The 24,008-nt window shown below is 52.9% G+C and carries 21 protein-coding genes; 19 read left to right on the top strand and 2 right to left on the bottom strand.

Going from position 1 to position 24,008, the window contains the following annotated elements:
* Nucleotides 1-43 precede the first annotated feature (43 nt).
* Nucleotides 44-994 carry a helix-turn-helix transcriptional regulator gene (locus RSX24_RS27940; RefSeq protein ID WP_343262404.1) on the bottom strand — a complete coding sequence of 317 codons (951 nt, stop codon included), beginning with the start codon at nucleotides 992-994 and terminating at the stop codon, nucleotides 44-46.
* Between the two features lie 83 nt (nucleotides 995-1,077).
* Between RSX24_RS27940 and RSX24_RS27935 the strand changes: the two genes are divergently transcribed.
* From RSX24_RS27935 to RSX24_RS27910, 6 genes are all read left to right on the top strand, one after another.
* Nucleotides 1,078-1,773: a response regulator transcription factor gene (locus RSX24_RS27935; RefSeq protein ID WP_236420798.1), complete on the top strand. Its 696-nt coding sequence runs from the start codon at nucleotides 1,078-1,080 to the stop codon at nucleotides 1,771-1,773.
* Entirely contained in the window at nucleotides 1,766-2,863 is a 1,098-nt protein-coding gene (locus RSX24_RS27930) for a sensor histidine kinase (RefSeq protein ID WP_236420799.1), read from the top strand. The genes RSX24_RS27935 and RSX24_RS27930 overlap by 8 nt, the downstream gene beginning before the upstream one ends.
* A gap of 94 nt (nucleotides 2,864-2,957) precedes the next feature.
* Entirely contained in the window at nucleotides 2,958-3,839 is an 882-nt protein-coding gene (locus RSX24_RS27925; protein WP_343262403.1) for a M15 family metallopeptidase, read from the top strand.
* Between the two features lie 35 nt (nucleotides 3,840-3,874).
* The gene (locus RSX24_RS27920; protein ID WP_343262402.1) at nucleotides 3,875-4,420 is read left to right on the top strand and encodes a VanZ family protein; all 546 of its coding nucleotides are present in this window, start codon (nucleotides 3,875-3,877) and stop codon (nucleotides 4,418-4,420) included.
* A gap of 679 nt (nucleotides 4,421-5,099) precedes the next feature.
* The gene (locus tag RSX24_RS27915) at nucleotides 5,100-5,519 is read left to right on the top strand and encodes a hypothetical protein (protein WP_343262401.1); all 420 of its coding nucleotides are present in this window, start codon (nucleotides 5,100-5,102) and stop codon (nucleotides 5,517-5,519) included.
* Between the two features lie 31 nt (nucleotides 5,520-5,550).
* Entirely contained in the window at nucleotides 5,551-5,865 is a 315-nt protein-coding gene (locus RSX24_RS27910) for a hypothetical protein (RefSeq protein WP_343262400.1), read from the top strand.
* Nucleotides 5,866-5,961: 96 nt separating this feature from the next.
* Here the strand turns inward: RSX24_RS27910 and acnA are convergent, their stop codons facing one another.
* A complete protein-coding gene (acnA, locus tag RSX24_RS27905) occupies nucleotides 5,962-8,676 on the bottom strand; it encodes an aconitate hydratase AcnA (RefSeq protein WP_236420804.1) in 2,715 nt (904 codons plus the stop codon).
* 362 nt (nucleotides 8,677-9,038) lie between these two features.
* Here acnA and RSX24_RS27900 point away from each other — a divergent pair, with 362 nt between their 5' ends.
* From RSX24_RS27900 to RSX24_RS27840, 13 genes are all read left to right on the top strand, one after another.
* A complete protein-coding gene (locus RSX24_RS27900) occupies nucleotides 9,039-10,040 on the top strand; it encodes an amidase domain-containing protein (RefSeq protein WP_236420805.1) in 1,002 nt (333 codons plus the stop codon).
* 354 nt (nucleotides 10,041-10,394) lie between these two features.
* Nucleotides 10,395-11,495 carry a D-alanine--D-alanine ligase gene (locus tag RSX24_RS27895; RefSeq protein ID WP_236420806.1) on the top strand — a complete coding sequence of 367 codons (1,101 nt, stop codon included), beginning with the start codon at nucleotides 10,395-10,397 and terminating at the stop codon, nucleotides 11,493-11,495.
* A gap of 26 nt (nucleotides 11,496-11,521) precedes the next feature.
* On the top strand, nucleotides 11,522-11,845 hold the full coding sequence (locus tag RSX24_RS27890; RefSeq protein WP_236420807.1) for a hypothetical protein: 324 nt from the start codon (nucleotides 11,522-11,524) through the stop codon (nucleotides 11,843-11,845).
* Nucleotides 11,846-11,992: 147 nt separating this feature from the next.
* A complete protein-coding gene (uvsE, locus tag RSX24_RS27885) occupies nucleotides 11,993-12,994 on the top strand; it encodes a UV DNA damage repair endonuclease UvsE (RefSeq protein ID WP_236420808.1) in 1,002 nt (333 codons plus the stop codon).
* 107 nt (nucleotides 12,995-13,101) lie between these two features.
* A complete protein-coding gene (locus tag RSX24_RS27880) occupies nucleotides 13,102-13,965 on the top strand; it encodes an inositol monophosphatase family protein (protein WP_438286895.1) in 864 nt (287 codons plus the stop codon).
* A 32-nt stretch (nucleotides 13,966-13,997) separates the two neighbouring features.
* Nucleotides 13,998-14,282: a hypothetical protein gene (locus RSX24_RS27875; protein ID WP_343262399.1), complete on the top strand. Its 285-nt coding sequence runs from the start codon at nucleotides 13,998-14,000 to the stop codon at nucleotides 14,280-14,282.
* A 183-nt stretch (nucleotides 14,283-14,465) separates the two neighbouring features.
* Entirely contained in the window at nucleotides 14,466-15,779 is a 1,314-nt protein-coding gene (locus RSX24_RS27870; protein ID WP_343262398.1) for an SGNH/GDSL hydrolase family protein, read from the top strand.
* Nucleotides 15,780-16,012: 233 nt separating this feature from the next.
* On the top strand, nucleotides 16,013-17,797 hold the full coding sequence (locus RSX24_RS27865; RefSeq protein ID WP_343262397.1) for a sensor histidine kinase: 1,785 nt from the start codon (nucleotides 16,013-16,015) through the stop codon (nucleotides 17,795-17,797).
* Nucleotides 17,772-19,325 carry a response regulator gene (locus tag RSX24_RS27860; protein WP_339276013.1) on the top strand — a complete coding sequence of 518 codons (1,554 nt, stop codon included), beginning with the start codon at nucleotides 17,772-17,774 and terminating at the stop codon, nucleotides 19,323-19,325. Before RSX24_RS27865 ends, RSX24_RS27860 begins: the two co-directional genes overlap by 26 nt.
* 222 nt (nucleotides 19,326-19,547) lie before the next feature.
* Nucleotides 19,548-20,840, top strand: a complete 1,293-nt coding sequence (locus RSX24_RS27855) for an ABC transporter substrate-binding protein (protein ID WP_236420814.1) — start codon at nucleotides 19,548-19,550, stop codon at nucleotides 20,838-20,840.
* 141 nt (nucleotides 20,841-20,981) lie between these two features.
* Nucleotides 20,982-21,887 (top strand): carbohydrate ABC transporter permease, encoded by a 906-nt coding sequence (locus RSX24_RS27850; protein WP_236420815.1) that lies wholly within the window; start codon nucleotides 20,982-20,984, stop codon nucleotides 21,885-21,887.
* Nucleotides 21,888-21,889: 2 nt separating this feature from the next.
* On the top strand, nucleotides 21,890-22,729 hold the full coding sequence (locus RSX24_RS27845; RefSeq protein ID WP_236420816.1) for a carbohydrate ABC transporter permease: 840 nt from the start codon (nucleotides 21,890-21,892) through the stop codon (nucleotides 22,727-22,729).
* A 75-nt stretch (nucleotides 22,730-22,804) separates the two neighbouring features.
* On the top strand, nucleotides 22,805-23,986 hold the full coding sequence (locus RSX24_RS27840; RefSeq protein ID WP_343262441.1) for a rhamnogalacturonan acetylesterase: 1,182 nt from the start codon (nucleotides 22,805-22,807) through the stop codon (nucleotides 23,984-23,986).
* Nucleotides 23,987-24,008 lie beyond the last annotated feature (22 nt).

Genomic DNA, 24,008 nt, shown 5'->3' with positions numbered 1-24,008 from the left:
AGTCATAACCGAAGTATAAACGGAGGAACTGGACAGCTATCTGTCAAGTTTGCGGAGGGTTGGCATAATTTTGGGCGATCTGCACGGCGATCCGGCGTATGTGCTCGCGAATGTGAGGCGGCTCCAACACTTCGACGTCAGCTCCGAAGCTCAGGATGAAGCCATATAACCAGTTGTCTTCCGGGAACGCGACCTGGCTGATATAGTATCCTTGGCCATCCGGAACGACGTTTTCGATGCCGAACCATTCTTCGGCGGTATGCCGTGCCCGTGCATGGAAGCGGAGCGTGAGCCCCGTCTGGTTATCCGGAGCGGTCCATTCCTGCTGCCAGGGTTTGTCCTGCGGCTGAACGGGCCTGCGTTCGAAGCGGCCTTCAGCCAGCGCGACATCCCGCATGCGGACCAGCTTAAACATGCGAAAATCGTCGCGTTCATGGCAGAAGGCATACAGGTACCAGGAATGCCTTTTGAGCACCAGCGTGTGGGGATCGACCGTCCTGTGCGAATGGACGCCCTCTGCGCTGCAATATGTAAACGTGATGGAACGCAGCTGGTCGATGCCTTGCTCGATATGCCGCAATTTCTGCTGCAGCGCCTCGGAGTAAGTCCATGTGGAATAATCCACGATGAACCGGCTCGTATTGGCCTGAAAATCCCCGTTTCGGGATGCCGGCACGATGCTGCTCAGCTTCTCCATCAACAGATCGCGTGCCGTACTGGCATGGGCCGTCGAGACGCTCCGCAGCGCGGTTATGATCGAAGCCAGATCCTGATCGGTGAGCACGTTCCGGTCCAAACGATAACCTTCGGCCAGCCCGATGCCCCCGCTCGCTCCCTGATAGGTTACTACCGGAATGCCTGCCTGGCCCAGCGTATCAATGTCGCGGTAAATCGTACGAACGGACACCTCGAACGTGTCGGCCAAGTCTTTGGCCTGCACCCGGCCCCGATTGATTAACAATACTACGATGGCTAACAGTCGATCCAGTTTCATACATCTTTTCCTTTCCGAAGATTCAATGATCCAGCCAGTTGTGTTATATTGTTGAGCATCACATACATGGAGTGGAGTAAGCAATGAAGCGGATTACGATATTGGTTGCCGACGACGAAGTGGAGATTGCGGACCTGGTGTCCCTGCACCTCCAAAAAGAAGGATACCACACGATCAAGGCGTTCGACGGAAAAAGTGCCATTCAAGCGATTCAGACGCAAACGGTCGATTTGGCCATTTTGGATATCATGATGCCCGGCATGGACGGTTATGAGGTAACTCGCAAAATCCGCGAGCAGCATCATTTGCCGATCATTTTTTTAAGCGCCAAAACATCGGATATGGATAAAATTACGGGACTTGTCATGGGCGGGGATGACTATATGACCAAACCTTTCAATCCAATGGAATTGGTTGCGCGCGTGAATTCACAGCTGCGCCGTTTTCTGCAATTCAGCCAGGCTGCACCCGTCAACCGTTCGGTATTGGAGATGGGCGGGCTGGTCATCATGCCTGATCAGCACCGCGTCACGCTGTATGGCAAAGAGGTTGATTTGACGCCGAAGGAATTCGACATCCTGTATCTGCTCGCCAGCCATCCGAAACAGGTATTCAGCGCGGAAAGCATCTTTGAGCAAGTTTGGGGAGAAGCCTATTACGAGAGCGGCAACACGGTGATGGTGCATATACGGACATTGCGCAAAAAACTCGGCGAAGAGATGGACAAAAACAAGTTTATCAAAACGATCTGGGGCGTGGGGTACACCTTTAATGAATAATCAAAAAAAACAAAGAAGCTTTCGCACCACGATGATTATGCTGCTTGGCCGGAGCATGCTTGTTTCGGGTGCGATTACCTACGGAGTGTACAAGCTGCTTCAGTGGTATTATTCCGGCGTCCGTGCAGAGGATACCTTGGCCGATTACCGGCGTTTCATGAAAAGCGTGGGGGATATTTATTTTTTCATGATTTTGTTTATCCCGCTGGCGATTCTGTTTTTCTTCTGGTTCACAAGGTCTTACGTCTCCCATTTCAAGGAGATATCGGAGGGAATACGTCATCTGGCCAATGGCGATTTTCAGCATCGCGTTCGGATTTCGTCCAAGGACGAGCTCGGGGCAATCGCGGAGGACGTGAACTTGGCCAGCCAAAAGCTGCGCGATGCCGTGGAACGCGGCGATTTTGCCGAAAGCAGCAAAGACCAGCTCGTGGTCAATCTGGCGCATGACCTGCGGACTCCGCTGACTTCCATTCTCGGTTATCTGGATCTGTTGATGAAGGATGATCAATTGACGGAGGAGCAGGCCAAACATTATACCTCCATTGCTTTCACCAAATCGCGGCGCTTGGAAAAGCTCATCGACGGGCTGTTCGAGATCACCCGAATGAACTACGGCATGCTGCCGATCAACAAGCAGAGACTGGATCTGAGCGAGCTGCTGCGTCAAATGAACGAAGAGATGTATCCCGTTTTCGAGAAAAATCATCTGACCTCCAGGCTGGACATCGAACCCGATCTGATCGTGCATGGGGACGGAGAAGTGCTGGCCCGCGTATTCGAAAATTTGCTCATGAATGCTGCCCGCCACGGCAGGGACGGATTATACGTAGATATTCGCGGCCGTACGGAAGGCGAGCAGGTGGTCATTCAGGTCGTTAACTATGGGGACAGCATCCACCCCGAAGATTTGCCTCATATTTTCGATATGTATTACAGGGGGGATCGGGCGAGAACGCTGCAGGAGGGCAGTACGGGGCTGGGGCTGTTTATCGCCAGAAATATCGTGGAACAGCATGACGGAGTCATCTCCGTGCATAGCGATGTGATTCACACGGCATTCGAAATTCGCTTGCCTGTTTTAAAGTAAGATCGGCGATTTAAGAAAAACTTTATTTTTGCCGCACTTTTTCTTAAATTGTTTCCACTATTCTTGGTATTACGAGAGAAGGGGGAACAACGTAATGAAAAAGTGGGGCTTTTTGATCGTCCTGATTGCGCTGGGGTATATTTTTCTTCGCTCTTCCGTGGCGATGCCCGACCCGGATCAAACGGGAGTGCCCGTCATGGAGCTGGGAGAAGCCGTGGACGGCTGGAGTGCTCCTGGACGGGAGATAACCCTGGATTTGCGGAACGACGTTTATCAAGGGGACTTGCTGCTCGTGAACAAGGAATATCCGGTACATGCCGAAGGCGTGCGTAAGGATATTGTCCGTTTGGCGGACGAGCGTGACTTGGATCGAGGATACGGGATTCTTGATCGGGACATTCAGCTGTCGCGCAAGGTGGCAGAGGCGTTCCGGCAGATGGTTGAAGCAGCCGCAGAAGAGGGTGTAAGGTATTTCCTGATCAGCAGCGGCTACCGGGATTTCGATAAACAACAGCAACTCTATGCGGAAAAGGGTTCCGATTACGCGCTTCCCGCCGGTCACAGCGAGCATAACCTGGGCCTTTCGCTGGATATCGGCTCGTCACTGGGTGCGATGAGTGAAGCGCCGGAGGGCGCCTGGCTGCAGGAAAACGCGTGGAAATACGGCTTCATTCTGCGGTACCCCAAAGATAAGGTGAACATCACGGGCATTCAATACGAACCATGGCACTTTCGGTATGTAGGGCTTCCGCATAGCGCGATCATGCACCACAAAGGCCTTGTGCTGGAGCAGTACCTGGAGCTGCTTCGGGAAGAGAAACGGATTGGGGTCGAACTGGATGGCAAACGTTATAGCATAACGTATTATCCGGCAACGTCGAATGCCAAAGTGTTCATTCCCGAGGAGGGCGAATATGAGATCTCGGGGGATAACATGGAAGGCGTCATTGTGACGACCAGCAACGAAGAGCAGTAGAGCCGACATGAACGCAAGGTAAGGAGGTTGCAGAGATGAACGCAAAAGGATGGCACATCAAGATCATATGGGGAGCGGCTCTGTTTCTGTACCTGATCGTATTGCTGAAACTGATCTTGTTCAAAGGAGGGGCGATCGATTTGAAGCATGTTGCGGTTCAGGTTATGGAGACGGTCAGGCGGCCGGATTTGCTGCACACCCGGTCCATGAATCTGGTACCGTTTCGGCAAATCGCGCAGGAATGGCACCAACTGTCATTGCATCATCCGGCTTCCGCCCTGAATCTGATCGGCAATGTCCTGGCTTTTGTGCCGCTGGGGATTTTCCTTTCTTTTATGCCGGGCGCGAAAAGGCTGTTCACGGCACTGCTCGCTTGCACGTTGCCGCTGCTGCTGAGTTTGGCGTTCGAGGTAACGCAGTTGCTGACAGGCATGGGTGTTTTCGACGTAGACGACCTGATCCTGAACAGCTTCGGCGGGGCGGCAGGTTATATGATTGCCGGAACGCTTGCGGCAATGGGGTCTGTTGTGCTTTCGTTAAGCAAGGTTGATGCCGGTGCGAAGAAATACAAGGAAACATAGGGCGCGATTGGACTTGTCGATACAGCCAAGTCAGACACATAAAAACATTGGGTGCAGGAGTTCGAACCTGTTTTCGGACAAATGGACTCTTGCACATGTTTGAACGATATTTAAATACCAAAAAGAAGCCCATGCTTGTGTTGCGTGAGCTTCTTTTTGGTGCAGGGGGACGGATTTCCTGCTACAGCATCATCATGCTACATTGGAGCTGAGATGGTTGGCCTTCTGCATAGGTCCGTAAGGTCGGGCTGCGCGAGGGGGATGGGTTGTTTTTTCCAGGAGAGAGCAGCTTATATGGCGAAATGGTAGATGCACCGCATGGACGCCACATACTAACGTCAGGTATGAACGCCGATTACGTAACGAACCTGAAGATTGCTTATTGGGGTGACTTGGCAAGCAAATCAGACCTAACGAATCGTAGACACGTTATTTCCTTGAGTGGTTTGCAGAAGGCTGTTTTGACGTGAAATAGGGTGTCTGAGGTTCATTAGACGTGGATGGAAGCAAAATTCGTGTATATAAGGTGTCTGGGTTTCGTTAGAATACGTGGCGGCTGTTAGCGGAACTTTTGCATGAAAGACGGGTATGATCAGAGGTGCGTTTCAACATGATACATATTTATTTTTATCTGCCACCATTAGTAGGATCGTGGACAGAAGGGGAGTGATTGTTAGGAATGGCATCCAAAGGAGAAGCATTGTATTTGGTGGCACAACGTTGCGCCACGAAGATGAGAAATATCATCAGCATTGAACATGAAATTGCGGCAGCTGCGGGAGGTACGCCGGATAAAGAGACGGTGGATCGATTGGAAAATGAAAAAGATCAACTATTGCAATCCTCAACACTTGAAGAGTTAGTGGCCATGAGAACAGTAATGATTGTTGGGGAGTCCGAGAGAGGAAGACGTTTGTTCCCGGGAACGGACAACATCGAAATTATCCATCTGCCGATCGAATTATCAGAACATGAGCTTATGGAAAAATATTCACGCTATCTCGCATTCAAAACGAGGGAAGAGTTGTTTTACGTGCTTTCGCGGCGTACGGATATATCCATTTGTTTCCGAGAGGGCATGGACATATTGAAATTGTGATTACGCCAGATCAGCAGGGGAGGCCGACAAAGTGATCCTGAAAATTATCGTATATGGCATGCATTCGTACTACTATCATGTACCAGAACAATATGCGGAATATATCCCGGATTGGATATCTGAATTTCACAGTTTTCTAAATACCTTGGAATACAAGCATCAGTTCTCTGAGTATACGGAGATGGTTGAAGAGGACGGTAGCATTTCTTTTGCAGGATTCGTCCGAGTATATGGAGCCGAAGATTTTGTGGACTGGGCAAACGTTGAGAAGATCAATCAAAGAGGTTTATATTCCATAGAAGCTCCACCAAATGATGAGCATGTCGATTGGACCTTTCATTTTTGACTCGTCAAAGAAACATAAATAAGCTCCCCACTTCGTATGGTTGTACGAAATGGGGAGCTTTGTAATATTCATTACAAGCATGAATTTTTTACAGCATTAACCTTTTTTCATCATTTGACGCAGCACTGTTTGCAGGATGCCGCCGTTATGGTAGTAATCCACGTCAACCATGCTGTCGAGACGGGCAATTACGGTGAAGTGGAACTGGGTTCCGTCTTCGCGGGTTACGTTAACCGTCAGCTCTTCACCTGGTTTCACGTCATTGCTCAGGCCCGTGATGTCATATGTCTCACGTCCGTTCAGACCGAGGCTGGACCAGCTTTGGCCTTCTTGGAATTGCAGCGGCATTACGCCCATGCCCACCAGGTTGCTGCGGTGGATGCGCTCAAAGCTCTCGGCGATGACGGCTTTGACGCCGAGCAGGAAGGTACCTTTTGCCGCCCAGTCGCGGGAGCTTCCTGTACCGTACTCTTTACCTGCGATAACGATCAGGTTCTGTCCTTCGTCCTGATACTTCATGGAAGCATCGTAGATGGACATTTCCTCATCCGTAGGCAGGTATTTCGTAATACCGCCTTCCGTGCCAGGAGCAACCTGGTTGCGGATCCGGATGTTGGCGAACGTACCACGCATCATGACTTCATGGTTACCACGGCGGGAGCCGTAGGAGTTGAAGTCTTTGCGTTCCACGCCATGGTCTTTCAGATACAGTCCGGCCGGGCTGGATGGAGCGATATTCCCCGCAGGGGAGATGTGGTCCGTCGTTACGGAGTCACCGAGCAATGCCATAACGCGTGCGGAACGGATATCCGAAATGTCGGTCAGCGTATCGCCAAGATTTTGGAAGAACGGCGGGTTCTGGATGTACGTGGAGTTCGGGTCCCACTCGTACAATTCGCCTTCCGGTACGGAAATTCGGTTCCAGCGCTCGTTTGCCGTAAATACGTTCTCGTATTTGCTGCGGAACATATCGGCGTTCAGAGAGCTTGCGATCGCATCCTTGATTTCCTGGGAGCTAGGCCACAGGTCTTTCAGGAAGACCGGCTCGTTGTTTGTATCATAACCGATCGGATCGGTTTCGAAATCGATGTTCACCGTTCCGGCCAATGCGTAAGCTACAACAAGCGGCGGCGAAGCCAGATAGTTGGCTTTGACTTGAGCGTGAACGCGTCCTTCGAAGTTACGGTTACCGGACAATACCGCCGCTACCGTCATGTCGTTCTCGGCGATCGCTTCGCTGACTTCGTCCGGAAGCGGACCGGAGTTCCCGATGCAAGTTGCGCAGCCGTATCCGGCAACGTTGAATCCGAGCTTATCGAGGTACTCGATCAGGCCCGCTTTTTCCAGATACTCCGTTACGACGAGGGAGCCTGGCGTCAAGCTGCTTTTTACGTAACCTGGTTTGGTCAGGCCGCGTTCAACCGCTTTTTTCGCCAGCAATCCTGCACCGAGCATAACGCTAGGGTTGGATGTGTTCGTGCAGCTTGTGATCGCCGCGATAACCACCGCACCTGTAGTCAGCTCGCTGGAAGAACCGTCCGGATGTTTCACAGGTACCTTTTGCGCGATCTTCTCTTCGGTCAGGCCATATCCGCCTTTGTCGATCGGCGTGCGGATGATGCTGTTGAAGCCTTCCTTCATTTGAGTCAGCTCAATGCGGTCTTGCGGACGCTTAGGTCCGGCAAGGCTCGGCACGACGGAGGCAAGGTCGAGCTCGATGACATCGGTAAACACAGGATCAGCCGTGCTGTCCGTGCGGAACATGCCTTGAGCTTTGTAGTATGCTTCCACGAGTTCAACCTGTTCGTCGGAACGGCCCGTGCTGCGCAGGTAGTTCAGCGTTTCGCTGTCAACCGGGAAGAAACCGATCGTTGCGCCGTATTCCGGTGCCATGTTGGCTACCGTGGCACGGTCTGCAAGACTGATGTTGGCAAGACCAGGTCCGTAGAACTCGACGAATTTGCCGACAACGCCTTTTTTACGCAGCATTTGCGTTACGGTCAGTGCCAGATCCGTTGCCGTTGCGCCTTCGCTCAGGCTGCCTGTCAGTTTGAACCCGATAACGTCAGGTGTTACAAAGTAGAGCGGTTGGCCCAGCATGCCTGCCTCGGCCTCGATTCCGCCGACACCCCAACCAACAACGCCAAGCCCGTTGATCATGGTGGTGTGGGAATCCGTACCTACGAGGGAGTCAGGGAATACAAGCGTTTCGCCATCAACCGTTTTCGTTGCAGCTACGGATGCGAGATACTCCAGGTTGACCTGGTGAACGATCCCTGTGGATGGTGGGACGGCACGGAAGTTGTTGAATGCCGTTTGCGCCCAACGCAGGAAACGGTAACGCTCTTCGTTGCGCTCGAACTCGACTTTAATGTTGTAGTCCAGCGCGTCGTTCGTACCGAAAGCGTCAACCATGACGGAGTGGTCGATGACGAGGTCAACCGGAACGAGCGGGTTGATTTGTTTAGGGTCTCCGCCTGCTTTTTTCACGGTGTCGCGCATGGCTGCAAGATCCACGACCACCGGCACGCCGGTGAAGTCCTGCAGGACGATCCGTGCAGGGATGAAAGGGATTTCCTTATTATTGTCACGGCCTTCTGCCCAGCCGGTCAATTGTTTGACATGGTCTTCGGTAATGGCACGTCCATCGAATTGGCGAACGGCTGCTTCGAGCAGCACTTTAATGGAGAAAGGCAGCTTGGAAAGATCGCCGTGGCCATTTTCCTGAAGAGCATCGAGACTGTAGTAGCGGTAAGATTTGCCTCCGACCTCAAGACTGCGGGCGGCGGAGAAATGATTCTTGGCTGACATACATGTACCTCCTTCAAATGTGCGATGCGATGAAGTTGAACGTTCATTCAGCGGAAACAGGCCTTCATCCATCCATGCTTCCGGTTGGTAGTTTCATTAGATGAAACACAATTTCAAAATCGTAACTTTAGTTCTAAGTATACCGTTTTCACCTCTCCACGTAAAGGGCTTTTTGCCCGCAGCATCAGGTCCGCAAAAAGAATGTATGCGTTTTCCGCATGGAGGCTGGGAGCTTTGCCCATCGATGAATTCGCATTGATCCAAACATACAACGACACGTCCTTTCATATAGATGGAAGAAAGTATGTGTGCAAGCCGGGCGGTGCATATCCCGGAGCAGAACAGCCAAAGGGGGGCTAGGCTTGGAACGCGAATGGAAGAGTGCTTTATATGCTTACGTGAACGAATACAACCGCTGCGAGATCGATCACCGTGCCTTGAAAGGCGAGCAGGTCGTGATTGACGCGATATTTAGGGCGGAACGCGAAGAACGCATGGCCAGGCTGGAGGATTGGTATCGGACGCGCCGTGCCGTTCCTCTTCGCGGCGAAACCAGCGCCAAACTGGTGCGCACGGTGTCCGAGAGCCCGGAGGAGTCCGTGGTGGATGTGCAGCTGTACGTCAGGCTGTTTTATGCCAAAGAAGGCATTACCCATCGGGATGAACGGATCGAAAGGGAGAGGCTGACCTTTCAGCGGCATAACGGCAAGTGGGTAATTGCCCGCGTCGAACGGGAAGTTTCGGAACGCCATCCTGTCGGGGATAAGGTACCCTACCATCATGCCGATTTGCAGTCGCTCAATCTCCCCTTATTGAATCGGGAGGTGCTGGGACAAGGCAGAGGGGGCGTAACCAAACAGCGGGAGTATCGGAGGGATCTGGCCGTAGCCTATGCCGACCAATGGTGGAATTCAATCAATCCGGCTTATGAAGAGTTCGAGGTGGATTGCACCAATTATGTGTCCCAATGTCTCTTTGCAGGGGGAGCACCCATCAACTATACTGGTAAAAGGGAATCGGGCTGGTGGTACAAGGGCTATGTCAACGGCTCGGAAATGTGGAGCTACAGTTGGGCGGTATCGAACGCTTTGGAACGATATTTGACCCATAGCACGCGGGGGTTGACCGCAACGGTGGTCGAACGTCCCGAACAGCTGCAGCTCGGGGACGTCGTCCTTTATGATTGGGACGGCGACGGCCGTTACCAGCACAGCACCATCGTCACCGCATTTGACGCGGGCGGCATGCCGCTGGTCAATGCGCATACGGTTGCCAGCCGCCACCGTTTCTGGGATTACCGGGATTCCTACGCCTGGACCGAACGCACGACGTATCGGCTTTTCCATATTGACAGCGTATTTTAAGCAGGGAAAAGATGCTGCGGGTGCGGTGACGGAAACATCCAGGTCCGTTTAAAATTTCTATTATATAGGTTGAACTAGACATTTACACGATAACGGAGAGGGCAGAAAGAATCTGGAGAAGCGAAGCGGTCTAAAAGCTTTCTGAAAGAAAGCTGCATCGGAAGCATAGGCTTATCACCGGATTTTCCCTTTGAAAAAAGGGGATCAAAAAAATCTGGGGATAACAGTGATCGGAAGATGGTTCTGACCACGTAGTGACTCCGTGTAAAAATCATCGGTTCAACTTATATAGAATAACAACGATGCAGGGAATGCAAACTTAACGCATCGCGCACAGACAATCGGAGGTTACGCATGAGCATGGATAAATTGACAGTTGGCGTCGTTTACGGCGGAAAATCGGGAGAGCACGAGGTTTCGCTGCAGACGGCGTTTGCTGTAACGAACGCGTTTGATTATGAAAAATACGAGTTGGTTCCTTTCTATATTTCGAAGCAGGGATCATGGAAAAAAGGACCGGTGATGCACGCGCCTTTCAAACAAATCGAGGATCTGAAGCTGGAGGAGGCTGCGGGAGGAACGAAAGAAGCGCTGAACGCGCTGTTCGGACGCCTTTACGGAGGAGATGAGACTATAGACGTCATGTTCCCGCTGCTTCACGGAACGTATGGCGAAGACGGCACGATCCAGGGCATGTTCGAAATGGCGGATATGCCTTATGTGGGGGCTGGCGTGCTCGCTTCGGCGGGCGGCATGGACAAAGTGGTCATGAAAAAGCTGTTTGCGCAAGCCGGCATTGACCAATGTGCCTTTACCTATTTTAATGCAACGCAATGGAAACAGTCCGAGCATGAGATGATGCTGCAGGTCGAAGACCAGCTGGGTTATCCGTGCTTCGTCAAACCGGCGAACCTGGGTTCCAGCGTGGGCATCTCCAAAGCGCGCAGCCGCGATGAGCTGAAACAGGCGGTCGAACTTGCGCTGCGTTATGATACCAAAGTGGTGATCGAAGAGTTCGTAGATGCGCGCGAGGTAGAAGTCAGCGTGCTCGGAAATGACGAACCGATGGCATCCGTGCCAGGGGAAATCGTCTCTTCCGGCGAATATTATGACTATGCCGCCAAATACATCGACGGACAATCGCAGATGCTGATCCCGGCTCCGCTGGATCCGGAAGCTGCCGATCGTGTCCGCGAAGCGGCACTGCAGGCGTTCCGCGCCATCGAAGGCAGCGGCATCACCCGCGCGGACTTTTTCATCCGCCGATCGGACGGGGCGCTGCTGATCAATGAAGTCAACACCATGCCCGGATTCACGCCGTATAGCATGTATCCACTGTTATGGCGGGAGACCGGCGTTTCCTACGCCGAGCTGCTGGACCGCATGATCGAGCTTGCCCTTGAACGTTACAAGAACAGACAGGCGCTCCAATTCGAGAGCGGCGTGAACGCATAACCTCAACCGAAAAGGAGAAATGTGGGATGGGCTTCCAGACAGAATTCAATTCCGTATGCAAATTCAAAAGCGAGCAGGAGCTGTTCGAGCTGCTGGAATACGGCCGCGGCAAAATGGTGAAGCAGGGCTTCCGGGTATTTCCCACCGGACAGAAGGTCATCGCCTATACCCCCGATAACGTGGCCGTAGCCATCGTCAAAATTTTGGCTTCCATTGCCGAAATCAACTTTCAGGGCCAGGAAGTGACGGAAGTCGAAATGCAGCTGATCCGCAAACTGACCGAAGAGGAATCGCGTATCCAGACGGCACTTGCCGACGAGATGTTTTTCGGGGAGCACGCTCAGGACTAGCCGCAGATGAACTCCGTTTTTTCATCACCGTAAAAGGGAGAGATTAGCGTCCTCGTTTTAGGGTAAAACTTGGAGGTATACAGAGGAGGCATTGACGGCCTTCCATACCATGAGTTATTTACCCCTGAACGAGAGGAAGGACGCTGCATGCTTGTACGTTTTGGATATGTGGCCATGTCCGTCATCGTCGAGAATGCGTCCCCTTCCCGCACGATGACGATGGCCAGCTTCAACAAAATCGGGGACCGGGAAGCGGCGATTCGCAAACTGGAGCGCATTGCGGCCGAGAACCTTCACAATACGCTGCGTTTGCTCAGACACAACAAGGCAAGCCGTATTCATGTTTACCGCTTCTCCTCCAAGCTGATCCCGCTGGCCACCCATGAGGATTTGAGCGACTGGGACCCGTTTCCGGCGCTGACGCATGAGTTCTCTGCCATTGGAGAGTTTGTGAAGGAGAACGGCATGCGCGTATCCTTTCATCCGGATCATTTTACGGTGCTGAGCACGCCGCGCAAGGAAGTGCTTCGCAACTCCGTTCGCGATCTGCGCCATCATGTTCGGATGTTTGAGGCCATGGGATTGGATGCAACCGCCAAAAACAACATCCATATCGGCGGCGCTTACGGGGACAAACTTGCGTCGGCCGAGCGCTTTAAGCAGCATTTCATGGAGTTGGACCCGGACATCCGGCAGAGGATCACGCTTGAGAACGACGATAAAACGTTCAATGCTCCCGAGACACTTGCCGTTTGCCAAACGCTGGGCGTACCTATGGTGCTCGACATTCATCATCAATGGGTGAACAACCAGGGCGAGAAGCCTTGGGAGCTGTGGCCAGGCGTGTTGGAGACGTGGCAGACGCCGCTGGCTCAAGCAGATGCCCCGGCGGACCGGCCTTTGCCTCCCAAAATCCACGTGTCGAGTCCCAAGAGCGAGAGGGACCCGCGCGGCCATGCCGATGGCGTGGAGTTGGAGCCTTTGCTGACGTTTTTGCGCCATATTGCCGCACATACCCCTGCCCTTGACGTCATGATTGAAGCCAAACGCAAGGATGAAGCGCTGCTTCAACTGATGCAGAAGCTGGCAGCCCTTCAGGAAGAGGGGATCGAGTGGGTGGACGAGTCTACCGTCATCATACGTCCATAACGCGAAAAGAGGCCTGGGCGGCAAGAAACTTTGCGAACTGCGGGGCGTATACTTTTAACAAGACTATTATAGGTTTGCAGATTGATATAGAAAGTAGAGTGAACGCTTTGAATGAGAAGGAAAAAACGCCTTATGTCGTGACAAGCAAGAGCTATACTGCTGTGGCGATCAACGCCGCATCCAAGGCCGGAGAATGGATCAAGAGCCGTCTTGGCACGGTTGCCGAGCCTGGCACCAAATATTCACCGCAGGACTTGGTGACAGAGGTGGATAAAGGCGCAGAGCAGATGATTCGCCGGCTGATCCTGACGCACTTTCCCGATCATGCCATCTTGGGCGAGGAAGGTGTTGAACCGGGACCGGAGGCTTCGGCCAAAGCATTGAAAGAAGCGCAGGAGGAAGAATACCTGTGGATCGTCGACCCGGTGGACGGCACGACCAATTTCGTGCATGGTTTCCCGTTCTATTCGGTATCCATCGCCTTGGCCCATCGCGGAGAAGTGATCGTGGGAGTGATCTATGATCCCTCCCGTGACGAAATGTTTGTGGCGGAAAAAGGAAAAGGAGCCTACGTTCACGGTAACCGCATGAAAGTGTCGAATGAGCAGAACCTGGCCCAAAGTCTGATTGCCGTCGGCTTCCCGGCAGATCCTACATTTGCGCTGCCGCTGAACATGGCGGCAGTGCAGGCTCTTGCGCCTCAGGTACGCAACCTGCGCGCCGGCGGATCGGCCGCCCTGCATTTGGCATACGTTGCTGCAGGTCGTCTCAGCGCGTACACCGAAGTGGGGCTGAAACCGTGGGACATCGCGGCGGGGGCACTGCTCGTGGAAGAGTCCGGCGGCCGTGTGAGCGATACGATCGGAACGCCGTACCAGTTGTCCGTGAGTCATGTCGTGGCCAGCAATGGCGCCATTCACGATGCATTGACCGACGTGCTGAAGAAAGCACGCGCCACCGGTTTGGAATAATTAGACCGAATAAGAGAAAGGAGCGAAGAGCCATGGATGAATCCAAGGAGCTGGAGCAGCGATTGCGCGAGATGTTAACCGAAGGGGAGATGGAGGATTCCGACGATACGCGTGAGCGCGAGCGTCAGGTGCTTCCTCCCAAATATGAGGTTCGCATTCAGTTGGAACATGATCCGATCGTGGAAGAAACGTTGAAATATCGGAGCATTGCACGCGAAGTGGATGACCGCTACGATCGTTACCTGGAACGTGCGGATGGCAGCAAACGAAATTCCGCTCATAAAACCACATCGGGGGAGCCCAAGAAGGGTTCTTGAGCCTGGTTTAAAATGAAGCAACATGAAGGACAGACTTTCTCTTATGGGAAAGTCTGTTCTTTGGCGTGTTAAGCTTTTGGCGACAGGACTATTAAATAATGATAGAATCGATATATTGGAAAATGGGGCCATGATGGCCTCAACCTGGCACGTCTTTATTCTGAAAAGGAGTGGGATCCGAGAATGAAACATACACGTACATGGAGATACACGGCCGCCGGTATTACAGCGAGCATGCTGGCAGGGGTGCTGCTCTTCTCCTCTTCTTCCGCACCGGCATACGCTGCCGCTGCCAATGGGAACGGGAATGCATCCGGGCAGGCAGTAAGCGCAAAAAGCAGCACTGCTGCGGTCGCAGAAACTTTCCGCATCGTCACATTAGGGGATTCCATTACGGTAGGGTACGAACCTAATTTGAAAGACCTTCCATACGGTTACGTGGAACGTCTGCAAGAGCAAGGGTTGCTTCACGGACGTACGCAGACCGACAATTTCGGCATTGCCGGACTGAAGAGCACTGGACTGAAAAACTTCGTTGCCGCGATTCGCGCTGGCCAAACGATCACTTCGGAGGCGATTCAACCGAGCTTGGCTGATCCGCGCGCAGGACAGATCGGAGCCAACGTTTCTGCCATTCGCGAGAGTCTGGCACAAGCGGATCTCGTGGCCATTACGATTGGCGGCAATGACGTTTCCGAGCTGCTCGGAACGGCGGATAAGCTTGGCAACGAGGAATTGGAGGCCAAAGTAAAGGAGCTGCTTGCCGCGTATACCAGCAATGTGAATGCGGTAATTCAGGATATCCATGCGCTTAACCCGGATGTTCGCATCGTAATCGCGGATCAGTATCAGCCGATGCCCGAAATCGGGGGCAAAGCGTTGTATGCCAAACTGATGGAGGCGGCTGCCGGTTTTACGACGACCATTGATGGGATTGCGGCCCAATCCGTCAGCGATGGCATCGATGTCAAGGTGGCTCACGTCGCGAAGGAATTCGTCGGCGGTGAAGGCACGATGACACATATGATCAAAGATCGCGATTTCCATCCGAACCAGTTTGGCTATGAAGCCATTGCCAAAGTGTTCGCCGAAACGATCTGGGGCGATTACACCAAGCTGACCGCCCCGACGTCGGGTCAACCGATGAACATTATCGTGAGCGGCAAACTGCTGGATACCCCGTACAAACCGATCAATCGCGACGGCAAAAACTATGTGGCGATCCAGGATATTGTGAATGCCGTGGGAGCCGCTACCGTGTGGGACAACAAAACGTCAACCGCAACGATTACATATGGCGAACGTAAGGTGGCCGTAAAAATCGGCGCGAGCACCGTTCAGGTTAACGGAGCGGCCGTTGCGGTGGATACGCCTGCATTCCTGAACAAGGTAGGCAAGGAGTCCAAAACGTACGTGCCGCTGGCGATGGTTGCCGAAGGTCTTGGTTTTAACGTGCAATACGTAGCGAAGTTGAAAACGGTATTTGTGAACCCATAATCGGCCTCAGAGCAGGAAAATCCATGTTGATCTTAGAATCGACATGGATTTTTTGCTGTTGGTCTATTTTTCGACCACACAGAGAATAACGCGTTTTTGTACGCCAGACTCAAAAAGTTGATTATTTATGTCTTGTCATTCGCTCATGGATGTGTAAATATGAAAATAAATTACAGTAAAGCGGAAAACATGCCAGATCACTGCACCCTTCTCCAATCAAAGGAGCGCTTTGAATGAGACAAATGAAGAACGCTTTCACGGCACTGCCCATTCACCACAAAACGATTCTTCTCATCGGATGTTTGATGCTGGTCAGCTTCACCTTCTATGTATCCGTCCTGAGTTACGTATTCAACATTTATGACCGCCAGATCTACGAGAAATCGTCCCAGGTCCTGAACATGTCTTCGGTGGGGATCGAAAACCAGCTGCGCGAAATCGCCAATCTGTCCTTCAAAGTGATGTCGGATGAACAACTGCAGCAGTACCTTCTGCAACTGGACAAGGCGGATACCGTGTATGCCCGAAATACGCTGCGCAAAAAAATTACGAACCGGCTCGTCGCGTATGCGGGTTCGGAGAAATACGTCTATTCCATGCTGTTTATCGATAACGATAACAATATCATGGCGGCAGGAAACCGGGAGGGCATCTCCAAAGATATGCAAACGGAGCTTGTCAGCCTTGGGGACAAACACGCCGGCTCCAATGCCTGGTACACGGGGGGAGATCGCCAGGCGAGACTGCTGTCCGTACGACAGGTGAAGTCATTCACCGGCGGGTTTACGCTGGAGAAGCTGGGCACCCTGATCATTCGCGTGCGGTTGGACCGGATCGTGCAGGACCAGATGCAGCACCCGGCCGAAGACTCGCAGCTCATGATCACGGACGGCAAAGAGGCCATATATCCGACGGAATCCACGGTGAGCGAGGAAGAAATCGCCGCCGAGCTTAACCGCACGCAGCCCTACGGCATCGCGACGTTCGAGCAGGGAAGGCATTTTGTGGCCCGCGCGAACTCTTCCTATACGAACTGGGTGTATTTGTACATGACCCCGTACGATCAGATGTTCAAGCAGATCCAATTTATTAAACAGCTGGTTACCGTCATTTTTATCGTGATTATGCTGACTGCATTGTTGGTCGGCGCGAAATTTTCCCGAAGCATTACCCAACCGATCGCCCAGCTGATTAAAAAAATGCGGAACATCGAAAAAGGCGATCTGGATAAACTGGAGGAAGCCGCTCTGGGAAACGTCCCCTTGTCGCCTCAAAACGAGGTCGGGCTTCTGCACCGAACGTTCAAAATGATGCTGCAGCGCATCCGGGAACTGATCGAGGAGAATTATGCGAAGCAGCTGGTCATTCGCGAAACGGAATTGAAAGCGCTTCAGGCGCAGATCAATCCCCATTTTTTGTACAACACGCTGGAGTCCATCAACTGGATGGCAAAGGTGCAGAAACAGACGCAAATTTCCGAAATGGTCGAAGCGCTCGGCTTTTTGCTGCGCAGCTCGGTCAACATGTCGGAGAAGTGGATTGCCCTGGAGAAGGAGCTGGACATCGTTCGCAGCTACGTGACGATCCAGCAAACGCGATTTGAGGAAAGGCTCGATTTCGACATGGATATTGCACCCGAGGTGACCACGGCCCGGATCCCGAAGCTGACGCTGCAGCCACTGGTGGAAAACGCGATCCATTATGCGCTTGAGCCGAGCATTGATCCATGCCAAATCCGGATCAGGGCCAGGGCTGAAGGGGATAAGGTCGTGATCGAGGTGCAGGATGACGGACTGGGCATGACGCCGGAATTCATGGAACGGCTGCAGGAAGGACGAATCAAAACGAGAGGGCAGGGCATCGGATTATCCAACATTCAGGAACGGATCAGGCTGACCTTCGGGGACGAAGGCGAGATGATCGTGAGCAGCAGACCCGGCTCGGGAACCGTAGTATCGATCAGAATACCTTGGATTAGGGAGGACGATGACGATGTACAAAGTGATGCTCGTAGATGATGAACGCGTAATTCTGGAAGGCATTTCCCAGGTCGTGGACTGGGCTGCGGCCGGTACGGAGCTGGTGGGTACCGCCAGGAACGGAGTGGAGGCATTGGACAAAATCGGTCGATCCCAACCGGATATCGTCATTACGGACATTTCGATGCCGGGACTGGACGGTCTTGGACTGATTGAGAAGGCAGCAGAGGAGTATCCAGGGGTCAGATTCATTATGCTGTCAGGATACAAAGAATTTGAATATGCGCGCAAAGCGATGCAGTTCGGGGTGAAGCACTACCTGCTAAAGCCCTGCAACGAAAATCAAATCCATGATGCATTGACAGAGCTTCTCCAGGAGCATCAAGACGCCCGGGCCAAGGAGCATGTGGCCGGCCAGATGGAGCAGCGTCTGCAGCGCGTGCTGCCGCATGTGAAAGAGCAGTTTCTGCTGGAATTCATGACCAACCGCACTTATGGCCCGGTGGATCTGGAATATTATCAGGAGCTGTTCAATCTGAAGCTGGAAGACCAGCAAGTAAGGCTGCTGCTGTTCCGGATTGTGGATGAGCATGATTATAGCCATCTGTTCGCGATTAAAAACATCGCCAGCGACCTGCTGCCTCACGCACAGCTCAGCACAACGATTGAAGGCAAGCTGCTTCTGCTGCTGAAAGACTCCGAGGGACTGGAGGCATTGAAGGACAGCATCGAAGAAGTGCGTGCCGCCTTCAAAAGGTTATACAAATTGGAAGTGACAGCCGCGCTCAGCGGGGCCGATCGCATGATCGAGTCCCGCCGCCTGTTCCGCGAAGCGCTGCAATGCCTGAATCATCGCTTTTTTCTGGGGGAAGGCAAGCTGATTACGACGGATGACCTGCATTTGGCCGGTGAAGGCGACGGTCTGCACGTCGAACAGGATGCGGACCGATTGTGCCAGCTGATCAAGTCGGGCCATACCGAGGAAGTCCAGGCCGAGGTGGAGCGTCTGTTTGAACTGCTGGCCGGTCGCCAGCTCGAAATCGGCGTCACCCGATCTTACGTGCTGCAGCTGTATTCGGCCATGATCCATGTGTGCCCGCCGGAGGAAGCTGCAGAGTTTACCCAGCGCATGGCATCCTTGCCCGAAGTGGATACATTGTCCGGCCTGAAAGGGTTTGTAGCCGAAAGCGCGGCCAGGCTGACGAACGGTTATTATAAAAACCATATCTGCCGCCAATCTTCTGCCGTGGAAAAAATGATGGATATCGTAGACCGCCACTTCGGCGAAGCTGATCTGTCCCTGAACGGGGTGGCGCATCAGATGCTCTACATGAACCCGGATTATTTGGGCAAAATTTTCAAAAAAGTGACCGGAGAGAATTTCTCCAACTATGTGAACCGTCTGCGGATTGAACGGGCATGCGACCATATCCGCCGGGGCGGAGATGTGAAAGTATTCGAGCTGGCCGAACTGTTCGGCTTTGGCGGCAACTCGCAATATTTCAGCCAAGTGTTCAAAAAATGGACCGGCATGACTCCGACGGAATTTCGGAGAACTTGCATCTAACACGAGGCCAACAAACGAATGTAGGCCATTTGTGGGAGGACGGACAGCTCTGGAGGGAGCCGGACGTCCTCCTCTGTTTTTTGAACCAACAAGACGGTTTTGTGTATTCAACTCTGTTCGTACTTTTGGGAAAATGACTTTATCAAGTTGGTGAAAGCGTTATCAGATTGAGCGGGGTAACCGATTCACCTCATACAATTCAACACAAAAGGGGAGATTGGCATGGTGAAAAAGGCAATATTCCTGATGATGGCTGCGCTGCTTGTATTTACGGCTGCATGCAGCTCCGAAGGGGGAAGCTCATCGGGCGGCGCGTCTTCGGACGGCTCGGTGAACCTTCGAATCGCTTGGTGGGGCTCGGATGCGCGTCACGAGTATACGCAGAAGGTCATTGACCTGTACAAAGAAAAAAATCCGAACGTCAAAATCGACGTGGAATACGCCTCGTTCGACGATTATTGGAAAAAGCTCGCTCCACAGGCTGCCGCGAATCAGCTGCCTGACATCGTACAGATGGACATTTCCTACATCAGCCAGTACGCACAGAACGGACAGCTCGAAGATCTGGCCCCATACCTGGGCAACCAGATCAAAGTCGATGACGTTTCCGAAAACGTAATCAGTACGGGAGTCATCAACGGCAAGCAATATGGCGTGCCAGCGGGCGTGAACGTATTGGGCTTCCAATACGACCCGGCCTTGTTGAAAAAAGCGGGCGTAGATGCCCTGCCTGAAAACATGACGTGGCAGTCGTATGAAGAGCTTGGTAAACAAGTTGCGGCCAAAGGCATGTATCTGGACGGCGGCGTGGCTCCGGACATTTTCTTCCACTACTTCCTGCGTACCAAAGGGCTGTCCCTTTATAACGCCGAAGGAACCGGCCTTGGTTACGATGACGACAAGCTGTTCGTGGAATTTTTCGGATTGATGCGCCGCATGATCGAGCAAAAGGCTGCGCCTTCGCCGGACATCGCGAACCAAACGAAAGGTATTATCGAGGAATCCGACCTGGTTAAAGGTACAGGCATCGGTATTTGGCAGTGGTCCAACCAGTTCGTGGCGGTGCAGCAGGTCGCGAACCGTCCGCTGGAATTCGCGCCTATGCCGGGGCCGGACATGGAGAAAGGGCTTTACATGCAGCCAAGTATGTACTGGGCAGTAACGTCCAACTCCAAAGTGAAGGAAGAAGCAGCCAAATTCATTGATTTCTGGGTGAACGACGTTGAGGCCAACAAGCTGATCAAAGGGGAACGCGGTGTGCCGATTTCCGGCAACATCAAGGAAGCGATCGCTTCCGAGCTGAGCGAGCCGACGAAACAAGTATTCGACTTCGTGGCCGCGATGGAACCGAAGGCTTCTCCGATGAGTCCGCCGCCGCCGGTCGGATCGCCTGAAGTGATTGCTTCCCTTGCTGACGTTGTCGAGGAACTGAACTTCGGCAGAATTACGCCGGAGCAGGCAGCGCAGACGTTCCGCAGCAACGCAGAGTCCATTTTGGCCAACAACAAGAAGTAGTTGAACGATGTTTTGCCCGCACCCATCGCGGGGAGGATGGAATCGAAGGCTGCCCGCGAACTGCGGGGGCCTTTGCCCGTCCCAGTCGAGATTGAGATGCAGATGGGGACGGCAGGCAATCCATAAAGGAGGTTTGTTACGTTGAAGCGGTATACGTCGTTGCGCAATAACTTGACCGGATACGCGTTCATCAGCCCGTTCATTATCGGCTTTTTGGGCTTTACGCTGATTCCGATGTTCGTATCCCTGTACATGTCGTTTACGAGTTACAACCTGTTTACCTCTCCGCGCTGGATCGGCATGGACAATTTCACTAAGATGTTTTTCGATGACCCGAAATACTGGAACTCAGTGAAGGTCACCTTCCTGTACGTGTTCATCGGCGTGCCGCTGAGGTTGATATTCGCCCTCTTCGTGGCGATGATCCTGAATACGGGTTCCCGCATGGTCGGCACATACCGAACGTTGTATTATCTTCCTTCCATTATCGGGGGAAGCGTGGCCGTGTCCATCATGTGGCGCAACATTTACAGCAACGAGGGTGTCATTAACAGCGCATTGACGGCAATCGGGATCGGACCGATCAGTTGGTTTGGCGATCCGAATGCGGCGCTTGTGATGCTGATCTCCCTGTCCGTTTGGCAGTTTGGTTCCTCGATGCTGATCTTCCTGGCTGGATTGAAAAATATCTCGCCGGAGATGTACGAAGCAGCAAGCGTGGATGGGGCTAACCCCGTCAGAAAGTTTTTCCGGATTACGCTTCCGCTTCTGAGTCCCATCATCCTGTTCAACATGATCATGCAAACGATCAGCGCGTTTATGACGTTTGTGCCTGCATATATCATTTCCAAAGGCGAAGGCGGCCCGATGGACGGCACGATGCTGTACTCGCTGTATCTGTTCCGCCAGGCGTTCATGTTCAACAATATGGGATACGCTTCGGCCATGGCCTGGATGATGCTGCTCATGATCGGTGTACTGACGGCAATCCTGTTCATCACATCCAAGTATTGGGTCTTCTATGAGACCGAGGGAGGGAAGAAGTAACGATGGTATGGAGAAAAGTAAAGTGGCCGGTATATCACGTATTCGTTGCTGCCCTCGCCCTGTTGATGCTGTACCCGGTGCTGTGGATGCTGTTCAGTTCCTTCAAGGAAAGCCGCACGATCTTCGTGACCGCCGAATCATTGTTCCCGACCGAATGGATCTGGAGCAACTACGCGGACGGCTGGAAGGGAACGGCAGGCAGACCATTCATGCACTATATTACGAACTCGCTCGTTATCGTGGTGATTTCCACCATCGGTGCGGTGTTGTCGTCATCACTTATCGCTTTCGGATTCGCAAGGCTGAACTTCAGAGGCCGGGGCTTCTGGTTCGGAATCATGATGTTGACCTTGATGCTGCCGCATGACGTCGTGCTCGTGCCGCAATACATCATTTTCACGAAACTCGGTTGGCTGAACACGATTTTGCCGATCGTTGTCCCTACCTTTTTCGGGATGCCGTTCTTCATCTTCCTCATGGTACAGTTCATCCGCACCATTCCGAAGGAATTGGACGAAGCAGCCACGATTGACGGTTGCGGCAAGTTCAGGCTGTATTTGCAGATCATCATGCCATTGATCAAATCCTCGCTGGCAACCGCGGCGATCTTCTCCTTCTACTGGAGATGGGAAGACCTGCTCGGACCGGTGCTGTACCTGAATTCGCCGGATAAATACACGGTGTCGATGGCGCTCAAAATGTTCTTGGACAGCGAATCCGCCTCTAACTGGGGAGCGATGTTCGCCATGTCGATCGTCAGTCTGGTTCCGGTCGTTGCCGTATTTTTCATTTTCCAGAAACAGATTGTGCAGGGAATGAGCACCAGCGGGTTGAAAGGATAATGGTGAAAACGCAACCAATTTGATCAGAGGAGGTTGTTGCCATTGAATCAAACCGGAAGTGGCCAGAACGCTGCTGTGGCGACAGCGGCAGAAGGCGACAGCGGAAGGTCTGCCAGCTGGAAGTTCAACTTCGGCCCGGGTGCCGGCGTTAACGGGTATGTCAACGTTCGCGGCGATGCCCTGTATTCGGAAAAGGTAGGGTATGGCTTCGAACCGGGTTCGCTCGTTTACGAGAAGCGGCGAGTGCTGGAGAACGGGATAGGGACCGGTGGAGGACAAGGCACGGCAGGCCAACAGGCCGAGCTTCGTTCAGGCTTCTGCATCCCGCTCAAAGCCTCGTTTCTGGTGGATGTGCCGGATGGTACTTATCAGGTGCTATTGTTAACCGGGGATGCTGCCACGGAGACGATGACGAGGGTGAAAGCAGGAGAAGGCCGATTGATGCTGCCGACTGTTCGCACATTGTCCGGACAGTGCCAGGAGCTGCGCTTCTCCGTCGTTGTACGCGGCGGGCAGCTAAGGCTTTCATTTTCAGGTCCGGCTCCGCGTCTCAATGCATTGGAAATTACGCGGGCCGATCAGACGATGACGGTATTTCTGGCGGGGGATTCCACCGTCACGGACCAGCAGGAGAGCGGGTATCCGTATTGCGGATGGGGCCAATTGCTGCCCGCGCAGTTCAAGCATGACGTAGCCGTCGACAACCATGCCCATTCGGGGCGCAGCTCGCGCAGCTTTATCGACGAAGGGCGTTTGGACGCCATCCTTGAAAAGATCAAACCCAGCGATTTTCTGTTCATCCAATTCGGACATAACGATGAAAAGCCGGACCCCGCGCGGGGAACCGAACCTTTCACGACGTATAAGCAGTATTTGAAAAAGTACATCGATGCCGCACATGCGGCTCATGCCATCCCCGTACTCATTACGCCTGTTCATCGGCGCTACTTCGGGGAAGACGGGAAGCTTACCGATACGCATGGCGATTATATCGTAGCCGTACGGGAACTGGCGGCGGAGGAAAACGTGCCACTGATCGATCTCGCTGAGCGAAGCCGGATATTGTTCGAGCAGGCGGGCGTGGAGGGCAGCAAAGATGACTTTATGTGGGTGCTGCCCGGCGAGTATTTGAATTTCCCTGGAGGCGTAGAGGATAACACGCATTTTCAGGAACGCGGGGCGCAACGTCTTGCGCAGCAGGTGGCGGAAGCCATTCGCGAGCTCCGTTTGCAGCCGCTGCAGATGTATTTGCGGTAAACAAACGTTAGCTTAACCAGCC

The organism is Paenibacillus hubeiensis (assembly GCF_032334105.1).
Taxonomy (GTDB): Bacteria; Bacillota; Bacilli; order Paenibacillales; family Paenibacillaceae; genus Paenibacillus; species Paenibacillus hubeiensis.
Note: the sequence above shows the minus strand (reverse complement) of the source record. Positions and strands in the feature narration are given on the sequence as shown.

Excerpts from the sequence above, each read along its gene's own strand:
- RSX24_RS27940 (WP_343262404.1), bottom strand. The coding sequence starts at position 994 with ATGAAACTGGATCGACTGTTAGCCATCGTAGTATTGTTAATCAATCGG.
- RSX24_RS27935 (WP_236420798.1), top strand. The coding sequence starts at position 1,078 with ATGAAGCGGATTACGATATTGGTTGCCGACGACGAAGTGGAGATTGCG.
- RSX24_RS27930 (WP_236420799.1), top strand. The coding sequence starts at position 1,766 with ATGAATAATCAAAAAAAACAAAGAAGCTTTCGCACCACGATGATTATG.
- RSX24_RS27925 (WP_343262403.1), top strand. The coding sequence starts at position 2,958 with ATGAAAAAGTGGGGCTTTTTGATCGTCCTGATTGCGCTGGGGTATATT.
- RSX24_RS27920 (WP_343262402.1), top strand. The coding sequence starts at position 3,875 with ATGAACGCAAAAGGATGGCACATCAAGATCATATGGGGAGCGGCTCTG.
- RSX24_RS27915 (WP_343262401.1), top strand. The coding sequence starts at position 5,100 with ATGGCATCCAAAGGAGAAGCATTGTATTTGGTGGCACAACGTTGCGCC.
- acnA (WP_236420804.1), bottom strand. The coding sequence starts at position 8,676 with ATGTCAGCCAAGAATCATTTCTCCGCCGCCCGCAGTCTTGAGGTCGGA.
- RSX24_RS27895 (WP_236420806.1), top strand. The coding sequence starts at position 10,395 with ATGAGCATGGATAAATTGACAGTTGGCGTCGTTTACGGCGGAAAATCG.
- RSX24_RS27890 (WP_236420807.1), top strand. The coding sequence starts at position 11,522 with ATGGGCTTCCAGACAGAATTCAATTCCGTATGCAAATTCAAAAGCGAG.
- uvsE (WP_236420808.1), top strand. The coding sequence starts at position 11,993 with ATGCTTGTACGTTTTGGATATGTGGCCATGTCCGTCATCGTCGAGAAT.
- RSX24_RS27875 (WP_343262399.1), top strand. The coding sequence starts at position 13,998 with ATGGATGAATCCAAGGAGCTGGAGCAGCGATTGCGCGAGATGTTAACC.
- RSX24_RS27870 (WP_343262398.1), top strand. The coding sequence starts at position 14,466 with ATGAAACATACACGTACATGGAGATACACGGCCGCCGGTATTACAGCG.
- RSX24_RS27865 (WP_343262397.1), top strand. The coding sequence starts at position 16,013 with ATGAGACAAATGAAGAACGCTTTCACGGCACTGCCCATTCACCACAAA.
- RSX24_RS27860 (WP_339276013.1), top strand. The coding sequence starts at position 17,772 with ATGTACAAAGTGATGCTCGTAGATGATGAACGCGTAATTCTGGAAGGC.
- RSX24_RS27855 (WP_236420814.1), top strand. The coding sequence starts at position 19,548 with ATGGTGAAAAAGGCAATATTCCTGATGATGGCTGCGCTGCTTGTATTT.
- RSX24_RS27845 (WP_236420816.1), top strand. The coding sequence starts at position 21,890 with ATGGTATGGAGAAAAGTAAAGTGGCCGGTATATCACGTATTCGTTGCT.